The 17,890-nt window shown below is 63.0% G+C and carries 18 protein-coding genes; 11 read left to right on the plus strand and 7 right to left on the minus strand.

Going from position 1 to position 17,890, the window contains the following annotated elements:
- Nucleotides 1-39: 39 nt before the first annotated feature.
- Entirely contained in the window at nt 40-546 is a 507-nt protein-coding gene (locus G5V57_RS00850; protein ID WP_165165742.1) for an OsmC family protein, read from the minus strand.
- Between the two features lie 88 nt (nt 547-634).
- Here G5V57_RS00850 and G5V57_RS00855 point away from each other — a divergent pair, with 88 nt between their 5' ends.
- The 4 genes from G5V57_RS00855 (at nt 635) to G5V57_RS00870 (ending at nt 3,610) form a co-directional block, all read left to right on the plus strand.
- Nucleotides 635-1,807, plus strand: coding sequence for an FAD-dependent monooxygenase (locus G5V57_RS00855; protein ID WP_165165744.1), 1,173 nt, complete (start codon nt 635-637; stop codon nt 1,805-1,807).
- Nucleotides 1,808-1,915: 108 nt separating this feature from the next.
- Complete coding sequence (locus tag G5V57_RS00860) at nt 1,916-2,188, plus strand: hypothetical protein (protein WP_165165746.1); 273 nt, start codon at nt 1,916-1,918, stop codon at nt 2,186-2,188.
- Between the two features lie 260 nt (nt 2,189-2,448).
- Nucleotides 2,449-2,985, plus strand: coding sequence for a M48 family metallopeptidase (locus G5V57_RS00865; protein ID WP_165165748.1), 537 nt, complete (start codon nt 2,449-2,451; stop codon nt 2,983-2,985).
- A gap of 226 nt (nt 2,986-3,211) precedes the next feature.
- Complete coding sequence (locus G5V57_RS00870; protein ID WP_165165750.1) at nt 3,212-3,610, plus strand: hypothetical protein; 399 nt, start codon at nt 3,212-3,214, stop codon at nt 3,608-3,610.
- An 18-nt stretch (nt 3,611-3,628) separates the two neighbouring features.
- Here G5V57_RS00870 and G5V57_RS00875 read toward each other — a convergent pair whose 3' ends face one another.
- Entirely contained in the window at nt 3,629-4,585 is a 957-nt protein-coding gene (locus G5V57_RS00875; protein WP_165165752.1) for a hypothetical protein, read from the minus strand.
- 181 nt (nt 4,586-4,766) lie between these two features.
- On the opposite strand from G5V57_RS00875, the gene G5V57_RS00880 reads away from it, so the two are divergent.
- Nucleotides 4,767-5,957 carry a multidrug effflux MFS transporter gene (locus G5V57_RS00880; protein WP_165165754.1) on the plus strand — a complete coding sequence of 397 codons (1,191 nt, stop codon included), beginning with the start codon at nt 4,767-4,769 and terminating at the stop codon, nt 5,955-5,957.
- Between the two features lie 107 nt (nt 5,958-6,064).
- Here G5V57_RS00880 and G5V57_RS00885 read toward each other — a convergent pair whose 3' ends face one another.
- Nucleotides 6,065-6,925 carry a 23S rRNA (adenine(2030)-N(6))-methyltransferase RlmJ gene (locus G5V57_RS00885; RefSeq protein WP_165165756.1) on the minus strand — a complete coding sequence of 287 codons (861 nt, stop codon included), beginning with the start codon at nt 6,923-6,925 and terminating at the stop codon, nt 6,065-6,067.
- Nucleotides 6,926-7,028: 103 nt separating this feature from the next.
- Nucleotides 7,029-8,210 (minus strand): hypothetical protein, encoded by a 1,182-nt coding sequence (locus tag G5V57_RS00890; protein ID WP_165165758.1) that lies wholly within the window; start codon nt 8,208-8,210, stop codon nt 7,029-7,031.
- A gap of 293 nt (nt 8,211-8,503) precedes the next feature.
- On the opposite strand from G5V57_RS00890, the gene uvrB reads away from it, so the two are divergent.
- From uvrB to G5V57_RS00910, 4 genes are all read left to right on the plus strand, one after another.
- Nucleotides 8,504-10,873 carry an excinuclease ABC subunit UvrB gene (gene uvrB, locus G5V57_RS00895; RefSeq protein ID WP_305849378.1) on the plus strand — a complete coding sequence of 790 codons (2,370 nt, stop codon included), beginning with the start codon at nt 8,504-8,506 and terminating at the stop codon, nt 10,871-10,873.
- A gap of 172 nt (nt 10,874-11,045) precedes the next feature.
- Nucleotides 11,046-11,756, plus strand: coding sequence for an HAD family hydrolase (locus tag G5V57_RS00900; protein WP_165165760.1), 711 nt, complete (start codon nt 11,046-11,048; stop codon nt 11,754-11,756).
- A gap of 114 nt (nt 11,757-11,870) precedes the next feature.
- Complete coding sequence (locus tag G5V57_RS00905) at nt 11,871-12,281, plus strand: DUF995 domain-containing protein (protein WP_165165762.1); 411 nt, start codon at nt 11,871-11,873, stop codon at nt 12,279-12,281.
- A gap of 151 nt (nt 12,282-12,432) precedes the next feature.
- The gene (locus tag G5V57_RS00910) at nt 12,433-13,062 is read left to right on the plus strand and encodes a L,D-transpeptidase (protein WP_165165764.1); all 630 of its coding nucleotides are present in this window, start codon (nt 12,433-12,435) and stop codon (nt 13,060-13,062) included.
- Nucleotides 13,063-13,154: 92 nt separating this feature from the next.
- On the opposite strand, the gene G5V57_RS00915 is transcribed toward G5V57_RS00910, so the two are convergent.
- Complete coding sequence (locus tag G5V57_RS00915) at nt 13,155-13,799, minus strand: MBL fold metallo-hydrolase (protein ID WP_165165765.1); 645 nt, start codon at nt 13,797-13,799, stop codon at nt 13,155-13,157.
- A gap of 118 nt (nt 13,800-13,917) precedes the next feature.
- Here G5V57_RS00915 and G5V57_RS00920 point away from each other — a divergent pair, with 118 nt between their 5' ends.
- Together G5V57_RS00920 and G5V57_RS00925 are read left to right on the plus strand one after the other, a co-directional pair.
- Nucleotides 13,918-15,093 carry an MFS transporter gene (locus G5V57_RS00920; RefSeq protein ID WP_165165767.1) on the plus strand — a complete coding sequence of 392 codons (1,176 nt, stop codon included), beginning with the start codon at nt 13,918-13,920 and terminating at the stop codon, nt 15,091-15,093.
- Nucleotides 15,086-16,246 carry an MFS transporter gene (locus G5V57_RS00925; protein WP_165165768.1) on the plus strand — a complete coding sequence of 387 codons (1,161 nt, stop codon included), beginning with the start codon at nt 15,086-15,088 and terminating at the stop codon, nt 16,244-16,246. Before G5V57_RS00920 ends, G5V57_RS00925 begins: the two co-directional genes overlap by 8 nt.
- Here the strand turns inward: G5V57_RS00925 and G5V57_RS00930 are convergent.
- Entirely contained in the window at nt 16,218-16,943 is a 726-nt protein-coding gene (locus G5V57_RS00930) for a type 1 glutamine amidotransferase (protein ID WP_165165769.1), read from the minus strand. The two genes, G5V57_RS00925 and G5V57_RS00930, sit on opposite strands and share 29 nt — an antisense overlap.
- Nucleotides 16,940-17,665: a ribonuclease T2 gene (locus tag G5V57_RS00935; protein ID WP_165165770.1), complete on the minus strand. Its 726-nt coding sequence runs from the start codon at nt 17,663-17,665 to the stop codon at nt 16,940-16,942. Before G5V57_RS00935 ends, G5V57_RS00930 begins: the two co-directional genes overlap by 4 nt.
- Nucleotides 17,666-17,890 lie beyond the last annotated feature (225 nt).

Genomic DNA, 17,890 nt, shown 5'->3' on the forward strand with positions numbered 1-17,890 from the left:
TCCGCAAGGGTTCCATTGTCATAGCGACATTTCCCCCGGTCAGGCCCAACGGGCGTTCACCACGATAGGTGGAGGGCTGCGGAGGGTCTGATAAACGACGCAATATCGCTCGGTGAGCTTGATGAGGCTGGCTTTCTGGTCGTCGTCCAGCCTGCCCGGGATGTCGAAGGTCAGGCGGATGTCGCGAAAGCCGACCGGTGCGTCCTTGGCGACCCCCAATGTCCCGCGAAAATCCAGGTCACCTTCCGCCCTGACGGTGGCCTCCCCGATATCGAGGCCGAGCGCCGTCGCCACGGCATTGAGGGTGACCCCGGCGCAGGCGACGAGCGCCTGGAGCAGCATGTCGCCAGAGCACGCATGCACACCCGTGCCTCCGGTTGCCGGATGGAGCCCCGCCTCGACCAGAGCCTGCGCGGTCGCGACCGAACAGCTGACGCCTTCGCCGATGCGTCCCTCTGCCTTGAGCGTAATGAGGGCGGCGTTGCCGTCCTGTCTGTAGAGCTCCTTGAGGGGAGCCTGAAGGGCCTTGAGTTCTGCTGCCTGCATGGGAGCTCATCCTGTTGCGCGGTCTTGTCCACCTGATACTACGAGATCCGCGTTGGATTGGCAGGACTGATCGGCGATATGTAGCCAGATGGCCCCCTACCCTGTTCTCATCGCCGGCGGCGGCATAGCCGGAATTGCGAGCGCCCTAGGTCTCGCCCGGATCGGCCGCGAAGCCAGCCTTCTCGAACAGGCGGCGGCCTTCGAGACCGTCGGCGCCGGTCTCCAGATCGGTCCCAACGCCGTCAGGGCGCTCAAGTATCTGGATGCCTGGGACGCCGTCGCGCCGGCGAGTTTCGCGCCGCCCGCCATTGTCATCCGGGACGGCCATAGCGGCCGCGTCCTTCAGCATATTCCCCTGAACGGCTTTGAGCGGCGGTTCGGTGAACCCTATCGGGTCATCCACCGGGCCGACCTGCTGGCGGGACTGGTCGAGCGTGCCGAATCCCATTCCGGCATCGCGCTTGCGACCGGCACACACGTCAAGAGCTTCGTGGACCGCGGCGGCCATGTCGAGGTCGAGACCGAGGCGGCGGTAATCCCGGGCGAAGCCTTGCTGGGCGCCGACGGCGTTCGTTCGACGATCCGGGGCGAGCTTGTCGGCGATGGAAACCCGGTCCGTCATCCCGAGAGCCTGTTTCGCGCGCTGGCTTCCATCGACGCCGGGACGGACAGTCGGCTCGCCGCCATAACGCTTTGGCTGTGCCGAGGCGCCCATGTCGTCCATTACCCCGTGCGCGGCGGAACCGCCCTCAATCTCGTTGTCGCCGCCGTGGAAGCCCGCTGGTCCGGCGAGGGCTGGTCGCTCCCGGCGTTGAGCCCGGAAGTCCTCGCTCATCTTCCGGATATACACGAGGATCTGCGAAACGCGCTGGCGCTCCCTTCCGGCTGGCTCAAATGGGCGGCCGCCAGCCGCGCGCCAGCCTCGACATGGTCGCGCGGCCGGGTGGCTCTGATCGGTGATGCCGCCCATGCCGCCCTGCCCTATCTGGCGCAAGGCGCGGCCATGGCGCTCGAAGATGCGGTGACGCTCTGCGTGAGCATCGAGCGGAACGGCACCTTGGCCGACGCCTTCCGTGCCTATCAGGTCTTGCGCATGCCGCGTACCGAGCGGATCGTCCGGGAATCGCGCAAGCTCGGCAACATCTACCATGCCGCTGGCCCGCTACGGATTGCGCGCAACCTCGTTCTGCGCATGACCGATCCAGGTGATTTTCTGAAGCGCCTGGCCTGGGTCTACGACTTCGATCCGCTCGCCGCTTAATCCTCCGTTAACGGAAGATCACCATTTCGCCACAGGTCGGGCCCGAAGGACGCACAAACATCCCGCATATGAGCGGCCTCGAACGGCTTCGACCAACGGATGACGGGCATGCGGGTAAGACAGATCATGGAACGCTATCGCGATTTCGCGGCGCGCACGCATTTCGCGATGGGCCTCTTCGCTTTCGGCCTCGTTGCCGCGATCATCGTGCTGATGATCGTGAGCGCCGTTCCTTCGCAAGCAGGCTTCCTCGCCGCCGAGGCCAAGAACCTGGTCACCCTGGTGCCGTCGAGCGACACGCTGCTGGTCGCCACCGTGGCCCTGGTCTTCCTCGCCATCCTCGCGGTTAAGCTTCTGGAGCACCGGAACACCACCAGATAGACGGAGGGCCTCGCGGAACGAGGCTCGCCTGGCTTTAAGCCTGAGCGGGAGGGTTTCGTCACTATTTACCTCCGACGGTTACGATCATGTCCGATCGATGGCGGGAAGATGGCAGGCCGGCCGTGAGCTGGCGGGTTCATCGCAAATTCACCGCGGAACCGATGGAACTCCGGCAATCAAGTTTTCTGATGACGAGACAGGGGAATGGAAACTCACCCCGGGACGTAATAAGCTCGTATTCGTTCCCTGGAGGACAGACTATGAAGATTCATCTTGCCTTGGCCGCGATCGCCGCCCTGTCATTCGGCGTCGCCTCTTTCGTGCCGGCCTACGCGATGGGCGACGGCGGCAACAGCAGCGGAACCAGCTCCACCGTCAAGAAATGCAAGAAGGGCGAAGTGGTGAAGAGCGGCAAATGCGTGAAGGCAACTTCCGGCGTATTGCCCGATGAGGATCTTTATCAGCAGGGCCGCGCTTTGGCGCAGGCCGGCGAATATGACTGGGCGCTGATCGTGCTCGGCGCCGTCAGCAACAGGAACGATCCGCGCGTCCTCAATTATATAGGCTACAGCCATCGCAAATCCGGACGCCTGGACGAGGCTTTCGGCTACTATCACAAGGCAATCGCGATCGACCCCAATTTCGTCCTGGCGCGCGAATATCTGGGTGAGGGTTATGTGGCTGCCGGCCGCATCGATCTCGCCAAATCGCAATTGATCGAGATCGCCAATCGCTGCGGCACCACCTGCGAGGAGTATCAGGAACTCGCCGAACATATCGATGGCGGCGTGAACTGAGCGGCACGCGTAGGAATCGAAGCGGGCGCCCCTAGGGCAGGGCGCCCGCTTTGTTGTACCTGCCAATTGTCTGTTGCCCTCCCCAAAATGGGGATTGTGAGCGCCTCCGTATCACGTCAGTCTGATCGTAATTAGAGGGCTGAGATTCTAACTAACCCCATGTGCGAGCTGGGAAAAACCCGGCGGCGCGGTTTTGTGACCGCGCCCATGAGGCCGGGAGTAGTCGATGCATCGCCTGCCACAACCTAGACCGGCACTGCGCTTCGCTTTGCGCCATCTGCAATTTGTGGCCATGCTTACTCTTGCGGCGGGCCTTGGCATCCTGGTGACCAGGTTGTTCGCCCTGCCTTTCGGCAGCGCCATTCTTTTCCTTCCACTCATGCTTCTCGGAGCGTTGGGTGTAAGACGCGAGTTCCAAACGCCCTCTCTCACGGAACTCGCGTTCTATTCCTCCGCCTTCATCGCCGTTCTGCTGATCTGGCCGGGCGCGCATCTGGCGGTATCGGCCTATGAGGCCTCGGGCTTCGTGACCCTCGCGGCCTTCATGATCCTCGTTCTGGCGCTGGCGATCGTCCTCGGCGTGCTGGCCGAGAAGCTCTTCGCCGCGGGTGAAGATGATGCCTGAGCCCCGATTGGCGGCGGCTCACCCGCGCCGGAGACAATGCGGGCGCAGTTCCTGCGCATTGTCTCGCACATAGGCGACGATGCGGCGCCGCTTTTCCTGGCCGCGCGCCCCTTCCCCGCCACTGGCTTGGCCACGCTCGACGAGATCCGGCATCACCTGGGTGACGTGATCGTAGATGGATCGCCAGGTCTGCTTGACCGCATCGCGCGAGACGTCGAGTGTCCCGGCGATCTCCTCATCAGTCAGGCCGTCGATTGCCCTGACCAGCATGCGCTGCTCGCTGGCGGTGAAGCGGAAACGCGGCGGAAGATACGTGAAGACGGCCGAGACCGGCGTCGAAGGCGGCGTGTCGGCGACCATCTCGCGCTGGAAGCAATAGACCGCGCGCTTCGATGCCGCGCCCGCCGGCACCGGTTCCGCCGGTGGCTCGGCGTCGAGGTCGATACCCTTGTAGCGGCGGAAGCCGGCGCTCAGCGCCATCTGCTCATACATGATACCCGCTTCGACGATCATCGAGTTGAGATTGTAACCGCGATGGATGGACAGGAAGAAGGGCAAGAACACAGTCATGATTCGACGGCCCTCGGGCGAGGTGAAATCCATCGGCGTCTGAATGTAATCCAGCATCACCAGATCGAGCCCACGGTTGAGATTGCCCTGCGCTTGCCGGGCCCGATCGAGGAAGATATCCGTGGCCCCCTCGAGGCAGCGCTTGAGCAGCCAGTTGGTGAGGCACGGCCAGGGCTTGGCGAGATAGGACTTTTGAAACTCCGCTGACACGAAAGCCGACAGCGTCGCCGCGATGATGGTGCCTTCTCCCGTCGCGTCACAGTCCTCGATCAGCCCACCGACGAGCCGATCCTCCTCGAGAAGATCATTGATGACTTCAGCGAGGTTCCGGTCGAGCCTCTCATCGAGAGCCGTGATCTTGCGCATCAGGCGGGCGCAGGCCGCGCCGTCTCCGGGAAGAAGCATACGAGGCCGCAAGGCACGTGCTTGCTGTGTGCTCAAGGCTTTTCCTCTCTCTTCTCAATTCTCGCTCGCTACGTCCGCCTGTCAAGCCACGCCATGCACCAATTTCATGTCCACCATCGTTAACGGCATGGGACAAGTTGCGGCTGTGCCTATAAGAGGAACTCTATTCCCGAAAGGTCCCATGTCAGATAATTCCGCGTCATTGGCCGCGCGTCGGCCGCCATTCCTGATTCTGGTCGCGGTGAGCGCGATCGGCCCGCTGGCGCTCAACATTTTCATGCCGTCGATGCCGGGACTGCAGGCGACCTTCGGCGTCTCCTACGGCACGGTCCAGCTCACGCTCACGCTCTATCTGATCGGCCTCGCCGTCTGCCAGCTCTTCTATGGGCCGTTGTCGGACCGCTACGGTCGGCGGCCTCTTCTCCTCGCCGGCCTCGCATTGTTCGTCATCGCCAGCATCGCCTCGGCGCTCGCCACATCGATCGAGACGTTGATCGCGGCGCGTCTTGTGCAAGCGCTCGGCGGCGCTTCCGGCATCGTCCTGTCGCGCGCCATCGTGCGCGATCTCTATCAGGGCGAGAAGGCGGCGAGCGTGCTCGGCTACATCACCATGGCCTGGGTGCTGGCGCCGATGATCGCGCCGGCGATCGGCGGCTATCTCGATCAGCTTTGGGGTTTCCGCTCGAGTTTCGTGCTGCTGGCGCTCATCGGCGCAATCACATTGGTTGTTGCCTGGTTCACTCTGCATGAGACCCATTTCAACCGCCGCAGCGACGGTCGTCTGTGGCAAAGCGCACACTACGGCCGGATCTTCGCGTCACGCCAGTTTCGCGGTTATGCAACGTCGCTCGCTTTCGCGAGCGCGGTGTTCTTCACCTTCCTCGCCTTCGCACCCTTCCTCACGGTCAATATCATGGGCCGCTCGGCCGTCGAATATGGCCTGTGGTTCATTCTCGTGTCGCTCGGCTACATGGTGGGGAACTTCCTGTCGGGCCGCTATTCCGAGCTGATCGGCAACGACCGCATGGTGTTGTTCGGCAATCTCATGACGCTTCTGGGCGCGAGCCTGTGCCTGCTTCTGGCGCTCATGGGCATATTGACGCCGGTTGCCCTTTTCGCGCCTATGCTGCTCTGCGCGCTTGGCAACGGCCTCACCATTCCCAACGGCACGATCCGCGCCATCAGCACCGACCCCATGCTGGTCGGCACCGCGGCGGGACTGCTCGGCTTCCTGCAGATGGGCGTGAGTGCGGTGATCTCGCAGGGGGTAGGCTCGTTGCAGGACCAAAGCTTCATGATCGGTTACTGGACCCTGGCGATCTGCGCGGCCCTCGGCGCTCTCGCCCATCTCGCCATGATGGCAAAGCGCTAAAGCATCGGCCCGAGAAGCTTGTGGTCGGGCTTGACCCGACCATGCGCGCGGTTCCCGGACAAGCCGATGCTGAAAATCAAACAGATAGAGCGCCGAGGCGCCCGCGGCTAACTTAGCCAATCGAGCGACCACTTGGCGCCGTCGGTCTGGCGCATACGCTTGCACAATTCGGGCCCGAGCACGGCGAGTTCCTCCGCCAGCGGCCAGGGCGGATTGATCAGAATGAGCCCCGAACCTGCGAGTCCGCCCTCGGGCAACACCTGGCGCACCAGAAGCTCGGCCTTCAGCATCTTCGGCAATGCCAGCGCCTGCGCCTCCTTCACGAGACGATCCGACAATCCATCGCCCGTCACCGGATACCAGAGCGCGAAGGCGCCGGTGGCGAAGCGGCGGTAGCCGTCACGCAGCATCCGGATGGCGCGGTCCGCCTCGTCCTCTCGCTCATAGGGCGGGTCGATGAGGATGAAGCCGCGCCGCTCGGGCGGCGGCAGATGGGCCTTCACCGCGATTGCCGCGTCGCCCGCGGACAGGAACACACGCTTATCGCGCGCGGCAAAATCGGCCAACTTGCCGTGATCTTCCGGATGCAGCTCGTTCAACAGGATGCGATCGGTCTTGCGCAGGATATGAAGCGCAAAAGCGGGCGATCCCGGATAGTGCGACAGCGGCTGGCCCACCGCATTGACCGTGGCGATCGCGTCGCGCCAGGGCGCGATCAAGGCCTCGCAGTCCGTCGCGAGCGGAACGGCGTTGCCCGAGGGGTCATAGAAGCGCCCCACCCCGTCCTGCCATTCCAGGGTCTTGAGCGCCTCGTCACCCCACAGCGCATAGAGACCGGTGCCGGCATGCGCATCGAGAAACAGAAAGGGCTTGTCCTTCTTCTTGAGATGCAGGAAGGCCCGCATCATCACGATATGCTTGAGAACGTCGGCGTGGTTGCCGGCATGATAGACGTGGCGGTAGTTCATCGGTGTCTTCTAAAGCATGATCCGGAAAAGTGCGAAGCGGTTTTCCGAGAAGATCATGCGCAAACAAGAAGATAAAACGTGATGGCGACTCGTCCTAAAGCCATCACGCTTCTGCGCGCATCCGGGCGAAGTGGAATGATTTCGCCGACAAGGATTTCGCGCCGAACCTTGTCAATAGACGTAGACATGCTCGAGCTGCGCGCCACTCGGGCCGAGCCTGCGCACGACATCGCTCAGGATCGCCACCGGAACGGACAAACCGACGCGTTTGCCCCCCAGGCCGGCGAGATTCTTTGTCTCGAACAGAATCGGCGGCACGTCGTCGGGCGGCGTCCAGCTCTCCGGCGCTCTGAGCGAGATCAGGATGTTGCTGTTGCCGCCGATCTCCAGGAAGCTGGCGTCGGTGGCGCTGAGCTTCTGCACGATCTCGGTGAAGGGCTGAGAGCGCGGGAATTTGACCAGCTGGCTCCCGTCCCGGAAGGACCCGACCAGCTCGATGCGCCGGTCTATCGGCGCCGTGTCGAGGGGGAAGCCCGCGCATCAGCGCGTAGATCTCGAGGGGCGCCGGCTCATAGGCCGTGTCGGTACCGCCTCTCATCAGCCAGCCAACCGCCCCTTTCACGCCGAGCTCCGCCGAGACCGCGAAACGACGCTCGGCCTTGCGGACGGGACCCGGCCCCGCAAACGGCACCATCTTCCAGAATTCGTGGAGTCTCTCGGCAAAGGCGAATTCATACCAGGGCACCGTATTGAGCCACTGGCCATAGTCATGGGCGTATTTGCGCGCAAACAGGTCTTCGCCGGTGGGCGGTGAAGGTGCCACGAACTCGCTCAGCCGTCCGATCGTGTTCTCGTAGATGCCCTTGACGAGATATTCGACGGTATGGCCGATGCCGATCACATAGATCATCAGATGGGTGCCGAGGCTGAACTCATAGCGCGGCGCCACCAGGCTGTTCACGGCGCAATAGCTCGTCCAGAATTCGCCCACCGAGCGGAAATAGCTGAAGCCGCTGGGATAGTTCCTGCCGATATAATCGGCGAAATCCTGGGACGTGTAGACAGTGTACCATTCCGGGAAGCTCAGATAGGACATTTCCTCCGGAAAGCGGTAGCCCGGCAGGTCATCGAGCTTGGCCCGCGTCTCCGGCTCGATCACCGGCGTCGTCACGCTGCTGCCGCCGTCGGAAGTGCCCTGGCAGGCAAGGCCGATATAGGCCACGGGCGCCGCCAGGAATATGGCCAGCGCCAGGAGTGCCCGCTTGGTCTTACGCAATTTTGTCATGACGCGCCGACAATACAAAACCGGCATGGGCTGCGAAACCGCCAATCGCCGGATGCGGCAGATTGGCCGGATGCGGCACATGGCTCATCGCCGCAACGATCCCGAACAGCGCGAAACAGGTAAGGCCGAGCTTGCGGATGAGGGCCCACGGCCGGAGCGCCCTTGTCCGAATCGCTGACGGCTCAGCCCTCAGGACCTATCCTTGCGGGATGCTGCTGCTGCCATAATGCTGTCAGCAATGGCCGCCGCCTGCCCTTCCGGCCGGCCTCCGGCCATCCTATATTGGATCCATCATGGGACATTCACGACAGGAAGGCGGTTTCTCGGAAGCCCCGCAGAAGCCGCTGGAAGGCTTCCCCGAAATACCGACCGCTGACGCCTTGCGCCAGCGCCCGGATCCCCGTGCCGATATGACGGGCCCCCGGGTCGGGCTTGAAGTCCTCCGCCCGGAATTCGTGCCGAACGAGGTATTCACCCCCTACCGCCCGCCGCGGCCGGAGAAATCGGAAGGCGGCAATGCGCTCAGGATCGTCTCCGATTTCGAGCCGCGCGGCGACCAGCCGCAGGCCATTAGCGACCTCGTCGCCGGCGTCAATTCCGCGGATCGCGATCAGGTGCTGCTGGGTGTCACCGGCTCGGGCAAGACTTTCACGGTGGCCAAGGTCATCGAACAGACACAGCGTCCGGCGCTGGTGCTGGCGCCCAATAAGACATTGGCCGCCCAGCTCTATGGCGAGTTCAAAAGCTTCTTCCCCGACAACGCCGTCGAATATTTCGTCTCCTATTACGACTATTACCAGCCGGAAGCCTATGTTCCGCGCACCGACACCTATATCGAGAAGGAATCCTCGATCAACGAACAGATCGACCGCATGCGCCATTCGGCGACGCGGTCCCTTCTCGAGCGCGATGACGTCATCGTGGTCGCCTCTGTGTCGTGCATCTACGGCATCGGCGATGTCGAAACCTATTCCGCCATGACCTTCACGGTGAAGAAGAACGAGCGCATCGCCCAGCGCCAGCTTCTCGCCGATCTCGTGGCCCTCCACTACAAGCGCAATGATGGCAATTTCGTGCGCGGCACCTTCCGTGTGCGTGGCGATACCGTCGAGGTCTTCCCGTCGCATTTCGAGGACCGCGCCTGGCGGATCTCGCTCTTCGGCGATGAGGTCGAGGGCATCTCCGAATTCGATCCGCTGACCGGCCACAAAACGGCGGAGCTCGAGCAGATCAAGCTCTATGCCAATTCGCATTATGTGACGCCGAAGCCGACGCTCGAACAGGCCGCCGCGCGCATCAAGACCGATCTCAAGATCAGGCTCGATGAATTCAACGCGGCCGGGCGCCTCCTCGAGGCCCAGCGCCTCGAGCAGCGCGTATTGTTTGACCTCGAAATGATGATGGCGACCGGCTCCTGCGCCGGCATCGAAAACTATTCGCGCTATCTCACCGGCCGCCGGCCGGGCGAGCCGCCGCCGACCTTGTTCGAATATCTGCCCGACAACGCACTGGTCTTCGTCGACGAGAGCCACGTGAGCATCCCGCAATTGGGCGGCATGTTCCGCGGCGACTACAACCGCAAGGCGACCCTCGCCGAGTTCGGCTTCCGGCTGCCCTCCTGCATCGACAACCGGCCATTGCGCTTCGAGGAATGGGACGCGATGCGTCCGCAATCGGTCTATGTCTCGGCCACGCCCGGCTCATGGGAGATGAACCGGACCGGCGGCGTCTTCACCGAGCAGGTCATTCGTCCGACCGGCCTTATCGACCCGCCGGTCGAGATCCGTCCGGTGAAGAACCAGGTCGACGATCTCATCGCCGAATGCCGCGACATCGCCAAGAAGGGCTATCGCGCTTTGGTCACTGTGCTCACCAAGCGCATGGCCGAGGACCTGACCGAATACATGCATGAGCAAGGCATCCGCGTGCGCTACATGCATTCCGACATCGACACGCTGGAGCGCATCGAGATCATCCGCGATCTGCGCCTCGGCGTCTTCGACATATTGATCGGCATCAATCTTCTGCGCGAAGGCCTCGACATCCCGGAATGCGCGCTCGTCGCCATTCTCGATGCCGACAAGGAAGGCTTCCTGCGTTCGGAGACGTCGCTCATCCAGACCATCGGCCGCGCCGCGCGCAATGTCGACGGCAAGGTAGTCCTCTATGCCGACCGTGTGACGGGCTCGATGGAGCGCGCCATGGCCGAGACCAATCGGCGGCGCGAGAAGCAGCAGGCCTATAACGAGGCGAACGGCATCACGCCTGCGAGCATCAAGAAGAACATCGCCGACATCATGTCGTCGGTCTATGAGCAGGATCACGTCACCGTGGATTCGGGCCTCGCCGAGGACGGCGCCCCGCTGGTCGGCCACAATCTCGAGCGCGTCATCGCCGACATGGAAAAGCGCATGCGCGAGGCCGCCGCCAATCTCGAATTCGAGGAAGCCGCGCGGCTGCGCGACGAGGTCAAGCGCCTGCGCGATGTCGAACTCGCTGTGCTGGACGATCCGCTGGCGCGCGATCCGATGGACGAGCCGCGCCGCGGCAGATCCAACCTCAAGCCTGCCACCGCCGCCTGGCCCGATCCGAAGCCGGCGCGCCGACCCGGCTCCAAGGGCGGCCGGCCGGGTACGCGTACGTTCAAGAAGAGCGGAAGGTAGGCTTAGCCAAGCTAATTGGTAACTCTCTTGTCGCGGTGGAACTGAAGGCGTTCGGGATGCCTTTTTCGTCGACAGCCGTTATTTCCTTCGGTGAGCAAGGACGGACAGGTTGGACAGGCACAGCGCCCGGGCATATCCTGCGCCGCCCCGTAACATTTCGAGCGAGCTCACAATGCCTCCCGAAGCGGCCACACTCTCGACCATCGGCTTCGATGCCGACGACACGCTGTGGCAGAATGAGCAGTACTACCGGCTGACGGAGAAGCGCTTCGCCGCCTTGCTTGCCGACTATGCCGAGCCGGAGGCTCTGTCGAGCCGTCTGCTCGAGGCCGAGACGCGCAATCTCAAAGCCTATGGCTTCGGCATCAAGGGGTTCACCCTGTCGATGATCGAGACAGCCATCGAGGTGACGGAAGGCCGTGTACCCGCCAGCGTCATCCACCAGATTGTGGATGCCGGACGCGACCTCCTCAGCCACCCGATCGAGCCCTTGCCGCATGCCCGCGCCGTGCTGGAGCAATTGAGCGGCAGCTATCGCCTGATCCTTATCACCAAGGGTGATCTGTTCGACCAGGAGCGCAAGCTGGCCCAGTCGGGGCTGGGCGATTTCTTCAATGCGGTCGAGATTGTCAGTGACAAGTCGGCGGCGACTTATGAACGGATTTTCTCCCGCCACGGCGACGGCGCCGAACGCGCCATGATGGTAGGGAATTCCCTCAGATCCGACATTGTCCCCGCCATCAAGGCCGGTTGCTGGGGCGTCTATGTGCCGCACAGCCTGACCTGGGCGCTCGAGCAGGACGAAGCCCCGAGCGGACATCGGCGGTACCGCCATATCGAACATCTGGGCGAGCTCATGGATATCATCCGCGAGGCCAGGTGAGGCGGCCGCGACCTGCCCTGTTTTCGCCCCATCCGAGCGTCACTCTCCGTCAATCTTGCCCTCTGGGCTCATTTATGAGACATGGCGCCCGGCGCAGGGGTGAAGGAATTGGGAATGACTGATATTTCGAGATGGGGCCTGGTCGTGGCCGCCATGTTGGTTTTGACGGCCTGCAGTTCGCCGGACAAGAGCGGGATCAAGATCCTCAATAGCACCCAGACGCCCACCGCGGCAGGCGCTGCGCAGCCCGAGCCGATCCGCCTGCTCTCCGCCGAGGAGATCCGCTCCACTCTGATCGGCAAGAGCTGGCAATATACCCGCCCCGAATCGAGCGGCTTCATCACCTACAATGCCGACGGCTCGCTCAACTACCAGGACGACGTCAAGGGCGAGGGCCGCGGTACGTGGTCGGCGACGCAGGGTGAATTGTGCCAGAGCATTGTCGGCCAGCCGACCGAATGCAATCAGTTCAAGAGCACGGGCGATGCCTATCATGTCGGCAAGATCCGCCTTGTCGGCAGCTGACGATCACCAGCGCGTGATCGGGGCACGTAGCTGTCGGATTCCCGTCTGACGCGCTTAACTTGAAAAGCGATCACGTTTATCACTCCTATCACTTCGGTGCGTAACGAATTGAAGTGATCGTGATAAAAGAGGAGACCTCATGAGAAGCGGCATGAACAGGCGGCGCCTCCTGGCGGCGGGCGGCGCGGCACTGGCTGGACTTGTGGCAAAGGCGGCACAAGCCCAGCAGCAACTGGAACAATTCCGGCCCGGCAAAGACTACAACGATCTGATCACCTTCCCGCCGACCGACTTGATCAAGATCCCGAAGAAATTCCGCCGCCAGATCGTGCCCTATGAGGGCCGGCATTGGCCGGGAACGATCATCGTCAACACCGCTGAGCGGCATCTCTATCTCATTCTCGATGGCGGCCAGGCCATCCGCTATGGCGTCGGCGTCGGCCGCGAAGGCTTCCGCTGGGCCGGCCTCGCCGATGTCCAGCGCAAGGTCATGTGGCCGCGCTGGACGCCCCCGCCCGAGATGGTCGAGCGCGACCCCAATGCGGCGAAGTGGAAGGACGGCATGCCGGGTGGTCCCGACAATCCGCTGGGTGCGCGGGCGCTGTATCTCTTCCAGAACGGCCGTGACACGCTCTACCGCCTGCATGGCACCAATGCCCCGGAATCGATCGGCAAGGCCCTGTCGTCGGGCTGTATCCGGATGATCAATGAAGACGTGATCGAGCTCTATCGCCGCGCCCCGATCGGCTCGCGGGTCGTGGTCCTCGCCGAGGGCGTGTAGACCGGTGCAGCGCATCGCCGCCATCGCGATGCGTGGCCTCCTTGCCGGGGCTTGTAGGCTCCGGACAATCCAGCCCGATATTGCAGGAGATCTCAGCTCGATCCGGTGAGGAACGGATTGCTGCGGCGCTCTTCACCGATGGTGCTGGCCGGGCCATGACCGGGCAGGAAGGCGACATCATCGCCGAGCGGCAGGAGCTTGTCGCGGATCGAGGCGACAAGCGTCTCATGGTCGCCATAGGCAAAATCGGTGCGGCCGACCGATCCCTGGAACAGCACGTCGCCCATGAAGCAGAAGCGATGCGCGTTGTTGAACAGCACCACCGAGCCCGGCGTATGACCGGGGCACTCGAGAACCGCGAAATCCAGTGCGCCGACGGTGATCCTGTCACCTTCCTTGAGCCAGCGGTCGGGCGTGAAGGCCCGCGCTTCATAGCCATATTGGGCGCCGGATTTCGGCAGGCCGTCGAGCAGAAAAGCATCTTCCGTATGCGGACCTTCGATCGCGACCTTGAGCCGATCGCGCAATTCGGCCGCGCCGCCGGCATGATCGATGTGACCGTGGGTCAGCAGTATTTTCTCGACCACGACTTTCGATTGCTCGATGGCGTTGAGGATCACCTCGACATCGCCGCCGGGATCGACGACGGCGCCGATACGCGTGTCCTCGTTCCACACCAGCGAGCAGTTCTGCTGGAAGGGAGTGACGGGGATGATCATGATTTTGGGTCTTGTCATGGCCACAGTGCATAGCGGCGCCGGACGCTATGCGCAAGGCAGGGGGCTCCTCTTGCGGAAGTCCAATCGGAACCGCTAGAGGATCGGCCGGAGCAACCATTCCTTTCAGGAATCAGCAATGTCGGCGCCTTTGCCTTTCGCGCAGCGCTACCGGACGATTGTCGCCGCGATCGCGACCGTCGCTTCCTGTGACATCGCCATGGGTCTCACCTTGCAGATGCTGCCGCTCCTCATGGAGAAAAATCACGTTCCGGCCTGGATCATGGGGCTCAACGCCGCCATGTCGCCGCTCGGCATCATGCTGGCCGGTCCCTTCCTGCCGCGCATCGTGTCGCGCTTCGGTTCCAAGCACGTCGTCTACGTCAGCATCCTGCTTACCATCGCGACGCTCGCCGCCTTCAAGCTGTTTCCCAGCATCTGGGCATGGTTCGCCATCCGCTTCGTCTTCGGCCTGGCGGCCGGCACCTTGTTCACGGTGAGCGAAGCTTGGATCATGAGTGGCGCCGATCATGGCAATCGCGGCCGCGCCATGGGGCTCTATACGAGCGTTCTGGCGATCAGTTTTTCGGTCGGCCCCCTGATCATTCCCTTCACCGGCATCGACGGCTGGCTGCCCTGGCTGATCGGCATGGCTTGCGTCGGTATGAGCGCCGTGCCGCTCGCTTTCCTGCGCATCTCGGAGGACACCTTCCGGCATGAAGAAGGCGGTGGTGGCGGATTCTGGGCGTTCGTGCGCCGCGCGCCGCTTCTGCTTTTTGCCGTCGGCACCCTCACCTTCTTCGATGCCGTCATGCTGTCCTTCTTCCCGATTTTCGGCCTGCGCTCCGGACTGCCGGTCGAACAGGTCACCACCATTCTCGGCGTCTCCATCATCGGCAATGCATTGCTGCAACTCCCGATCGGGCTCCTCGCCGACAAATGGTCGAGGCTCGGTGTGATCCTCTCCTCGGCGATCATTACCGCGGTGCTCTCTTTGTCGCTGATCTGGACGATCCAGTCCTGGCTGATCTGGCCGGTCATGCTGATTCTGGGCACCACGGCCTATGCCATCTACACCATCGCCCTGACCATTCTCGGTGATCATTTCAAGGGGCCCGATCTCATCGCCGGAAGCGCTGCCTTCGCCGCCATGTGGGGCATTGGCGGCATATTGGGCCCGCCGATCGCCGGAGCTGCGACCGACGCCTTCGGCATCGTCTCCATTCCGGTGACCGTCACCCTCATCTACATCATCCTGCTGGCAGGCCTCGTTCTGTCACGCGGCCGGCTCGTGCAAGGGGTCGCGCATGGATAGGCAGCGCTGGATCAATCTCTTCGCCGCCATCGCCGCGATCACCGTTTTCGGCTTCGCGCTCGGCCTCATGTTTCCGCTGCTCTCCCTCGTCATGGAGAAGCACGGCGTGCCGCCGCAGACGATCGGCTACAACACCGCGATGCATCCCTTCGGCATCCTTGTCGCGGGTTTCTTCGTGCCGCATTTGACGGCCCGCTTCGGGACCAAGCGGGTGGCGATCGCCGCCGCGCTCCTGACCGCAACGATGATTCTCGCTTATCCCTTCATGCCGATCTACTGGGCCTGGTTCGTGATGCGTTTCATCCAGGGCTTTGCCGTCGCAGCTCTCTTCACGGTAAGCGAAGCCTGGGTGGTTGAAGCAGCCGAGGGACCGGCGCGGTCGCGCATCATGGGCGTTTATACAGGCGTCCTGTCCTTGAGCTTTGGCCTGGGGCCGGTGCTGATCAGCTTCACCGGCGTCAATACCATCCTGCCTTTCCTCATCGGTGCGGGCTTCCTGGTCGCCAGCATGATCCCGATGTTCTTCTATCGCTCGACGGGAGCTTTCGCGACCGAGCCTGGAGAACGCCAGCTTTCCATCCTGGGTTTTTCCCGCCTCGCACCCATCCTGATCGGCGCGGTGGCCCTCTTCGCCGTCATCGATGCGGCTTATCTCGGCCTCATGCCTGTCTATGGCGTCAAGAAAGGGCTCAGTCAGGAAATGGCCGCCCTGATGCTGGCCGCTTTCATCGTCGGCAATGCTGTGCTGCAACTCCCCATTGGCTGGATCGCCGACCACTGGAGCAAGCGCGGCATGATGGTGGTCTGCGCCTTCACCACTGTAATCGGCAGCGCACTCATCCCGAGCGCCTTCGGCACCTGGATGATCTGGCCCGTGCTGGTCGTGACAGGAGCCGCCTCCGCCGGCATCTACACGATGGCGCTGGCCGAATTGGGCGAACGCTTCTCGGGCAATGAGCTTGTCGCGGGAACAGCGGCATTCTCTACCATGTGGGGCGCCGGCGCTCTCATCGGCGCGCTAATCGGCGGCTGGGCCATGGATCGTTTCGGACCGGACGGCCTGCCCTATGCAACTGCCGTAGTCTTCGCCGGTTTCATTCTCGTCATTGCGGGTCGCGCTTCGTTCAGCGCACGAGCCCGGAGGCGCGTTTAAAATTGTCGTAGATGCGCCGCGTCATGGCGCCCATTTGCGGCATCAGCGGATAGGCGTCCGCGCTCACCTGGGCATAGGCCCCGGCCCCCAGCTCGCGCTCGAGCGCAGCGACATAGGCCGGTAGCGATTCCCAGCTCGCCACCGTCTGCGGCGAGAACTCGGCATGGAACTGCATGCCGAGCGCATGGTTGTCGATGGCGATCGCCTGCACCTCGGCGCGTGGCGACGAGGCGAGCACCGTCGCCTCCCTGGGCGGCGTCTTCACCTCCGCGTGGTGCCACTGCATGACCTTGTGGGATCCGCCGAGCCCGGTGAAAAGCGGATGCCCCTCGGCCGCACCATTGACCTTGACCTCATGCACGCCGACTTCACTTTCCTGCGCCGGGGCGACTTCTCCGCCCAGAGCGTTCGCCAGCAGCTGATGGCCGAGGCACAGGCCGATATAGGGCTTGCCGCGATCCACCACCCATTCGCGGATCGCTTGCTTTTCGGCGAGGAGCCAGGGATTTTCATCGGTTTCCCAGACATCCATGGCGCCGCCCAGCACGAACATCAGGTCGTAGCCTTTGAGCGAAGGAATCGTCTGCCCTTCCCACAGCCTCACGGCATGGGGCGCAATGCCGTCCTCGACGAAATAGTCGAGGAAGCGTCCCGGGGTATCGTGGTTCATATGCTGGAAGATCAGCGCCTTCTTCATTGCGTTCCCCCACGTACCGGCGGCAGCACCAGCCTTTCCGCCCGGCATTGCCGTCGTTCATTCGAGCCGCAGGACTGCGGCGCGCCATCCTTGCCGAAGCATATGCGCAACTCCGCAAGCCGCGCCGCGCCGCGGGAATTGCCGCATTGTACCGACAGCATGTCGCTGGTGAGATCGCGATTGGTCTTGACGAAATCGGTGACGAGCTGCTCCGGCGTCGTGACGACGGGCTGCTGCGGCCCGAGATAGCGGGCCGGGATGCGGATCTTGGCGAACAGGTTGCGCGTAAGGTCGAAATAGGCGCGCATCCTCAGGCCCGAGCAACCGCCATGCTTCTTCCACTCGTGGATGATGAGCCGTTTCGACGGCATGATGTCGAGCATCCCCGCAATGAGGTCGTCCGGAACCCATTTCTCCCGCAAGGTGCAGTCCTGCGGCCAGCCCTGCTGATATTGCGGCCACAGCCCGTGCACCACGAAAGCATAGGCGCGGCCGAGGCCGCATTGCTGGCGATCGTTCTGGCCGGCTTGCGAGGCGCAATAGGTCGGCGACCAGGAGAGACTCAGCGTGTAGTAGTCGAACTGGCCCGGGACCGGCCCGCGCGCTTGAACGGCGGGCGCTAGCGCGAGGCTTGCAAGCGCGATGAGGCCGGCGAGAAGGAAGGCCGCGAGACGAGAGCCGCGATGGTGGATCTTGGGGGCGCGAGGTCGGCTTCTGGACATGTGTCGGCGATTGTCTGCCATGTGGGCACGTTCTGATTCATCTGGCATTGGGAAAGCTTGCCCCGGATGCAGACGATCTGCCCCTGTGCGAAAGCCTGGCCGTTGGCCCGGCAGGTACAGCTATGTGCCGTAGCCTGCCCGGCCATGCCTGTCGCCCCGGCAACCGCCAGGGCGACCGTAAGGAGATAAGCGCGACCTACCCCATGCCCATAAGCCTAGCACAGG

Origin of the sequence: Nordella sp. HKS 07 (genome assembly GCF_011046735.1) — a bacterium.
Lineage (GTDB): Bacteria > Pseudomonadota > Alphaproteobacteria > Rhizobiales > Aestuariivirgaceae > Taklimakanibacter.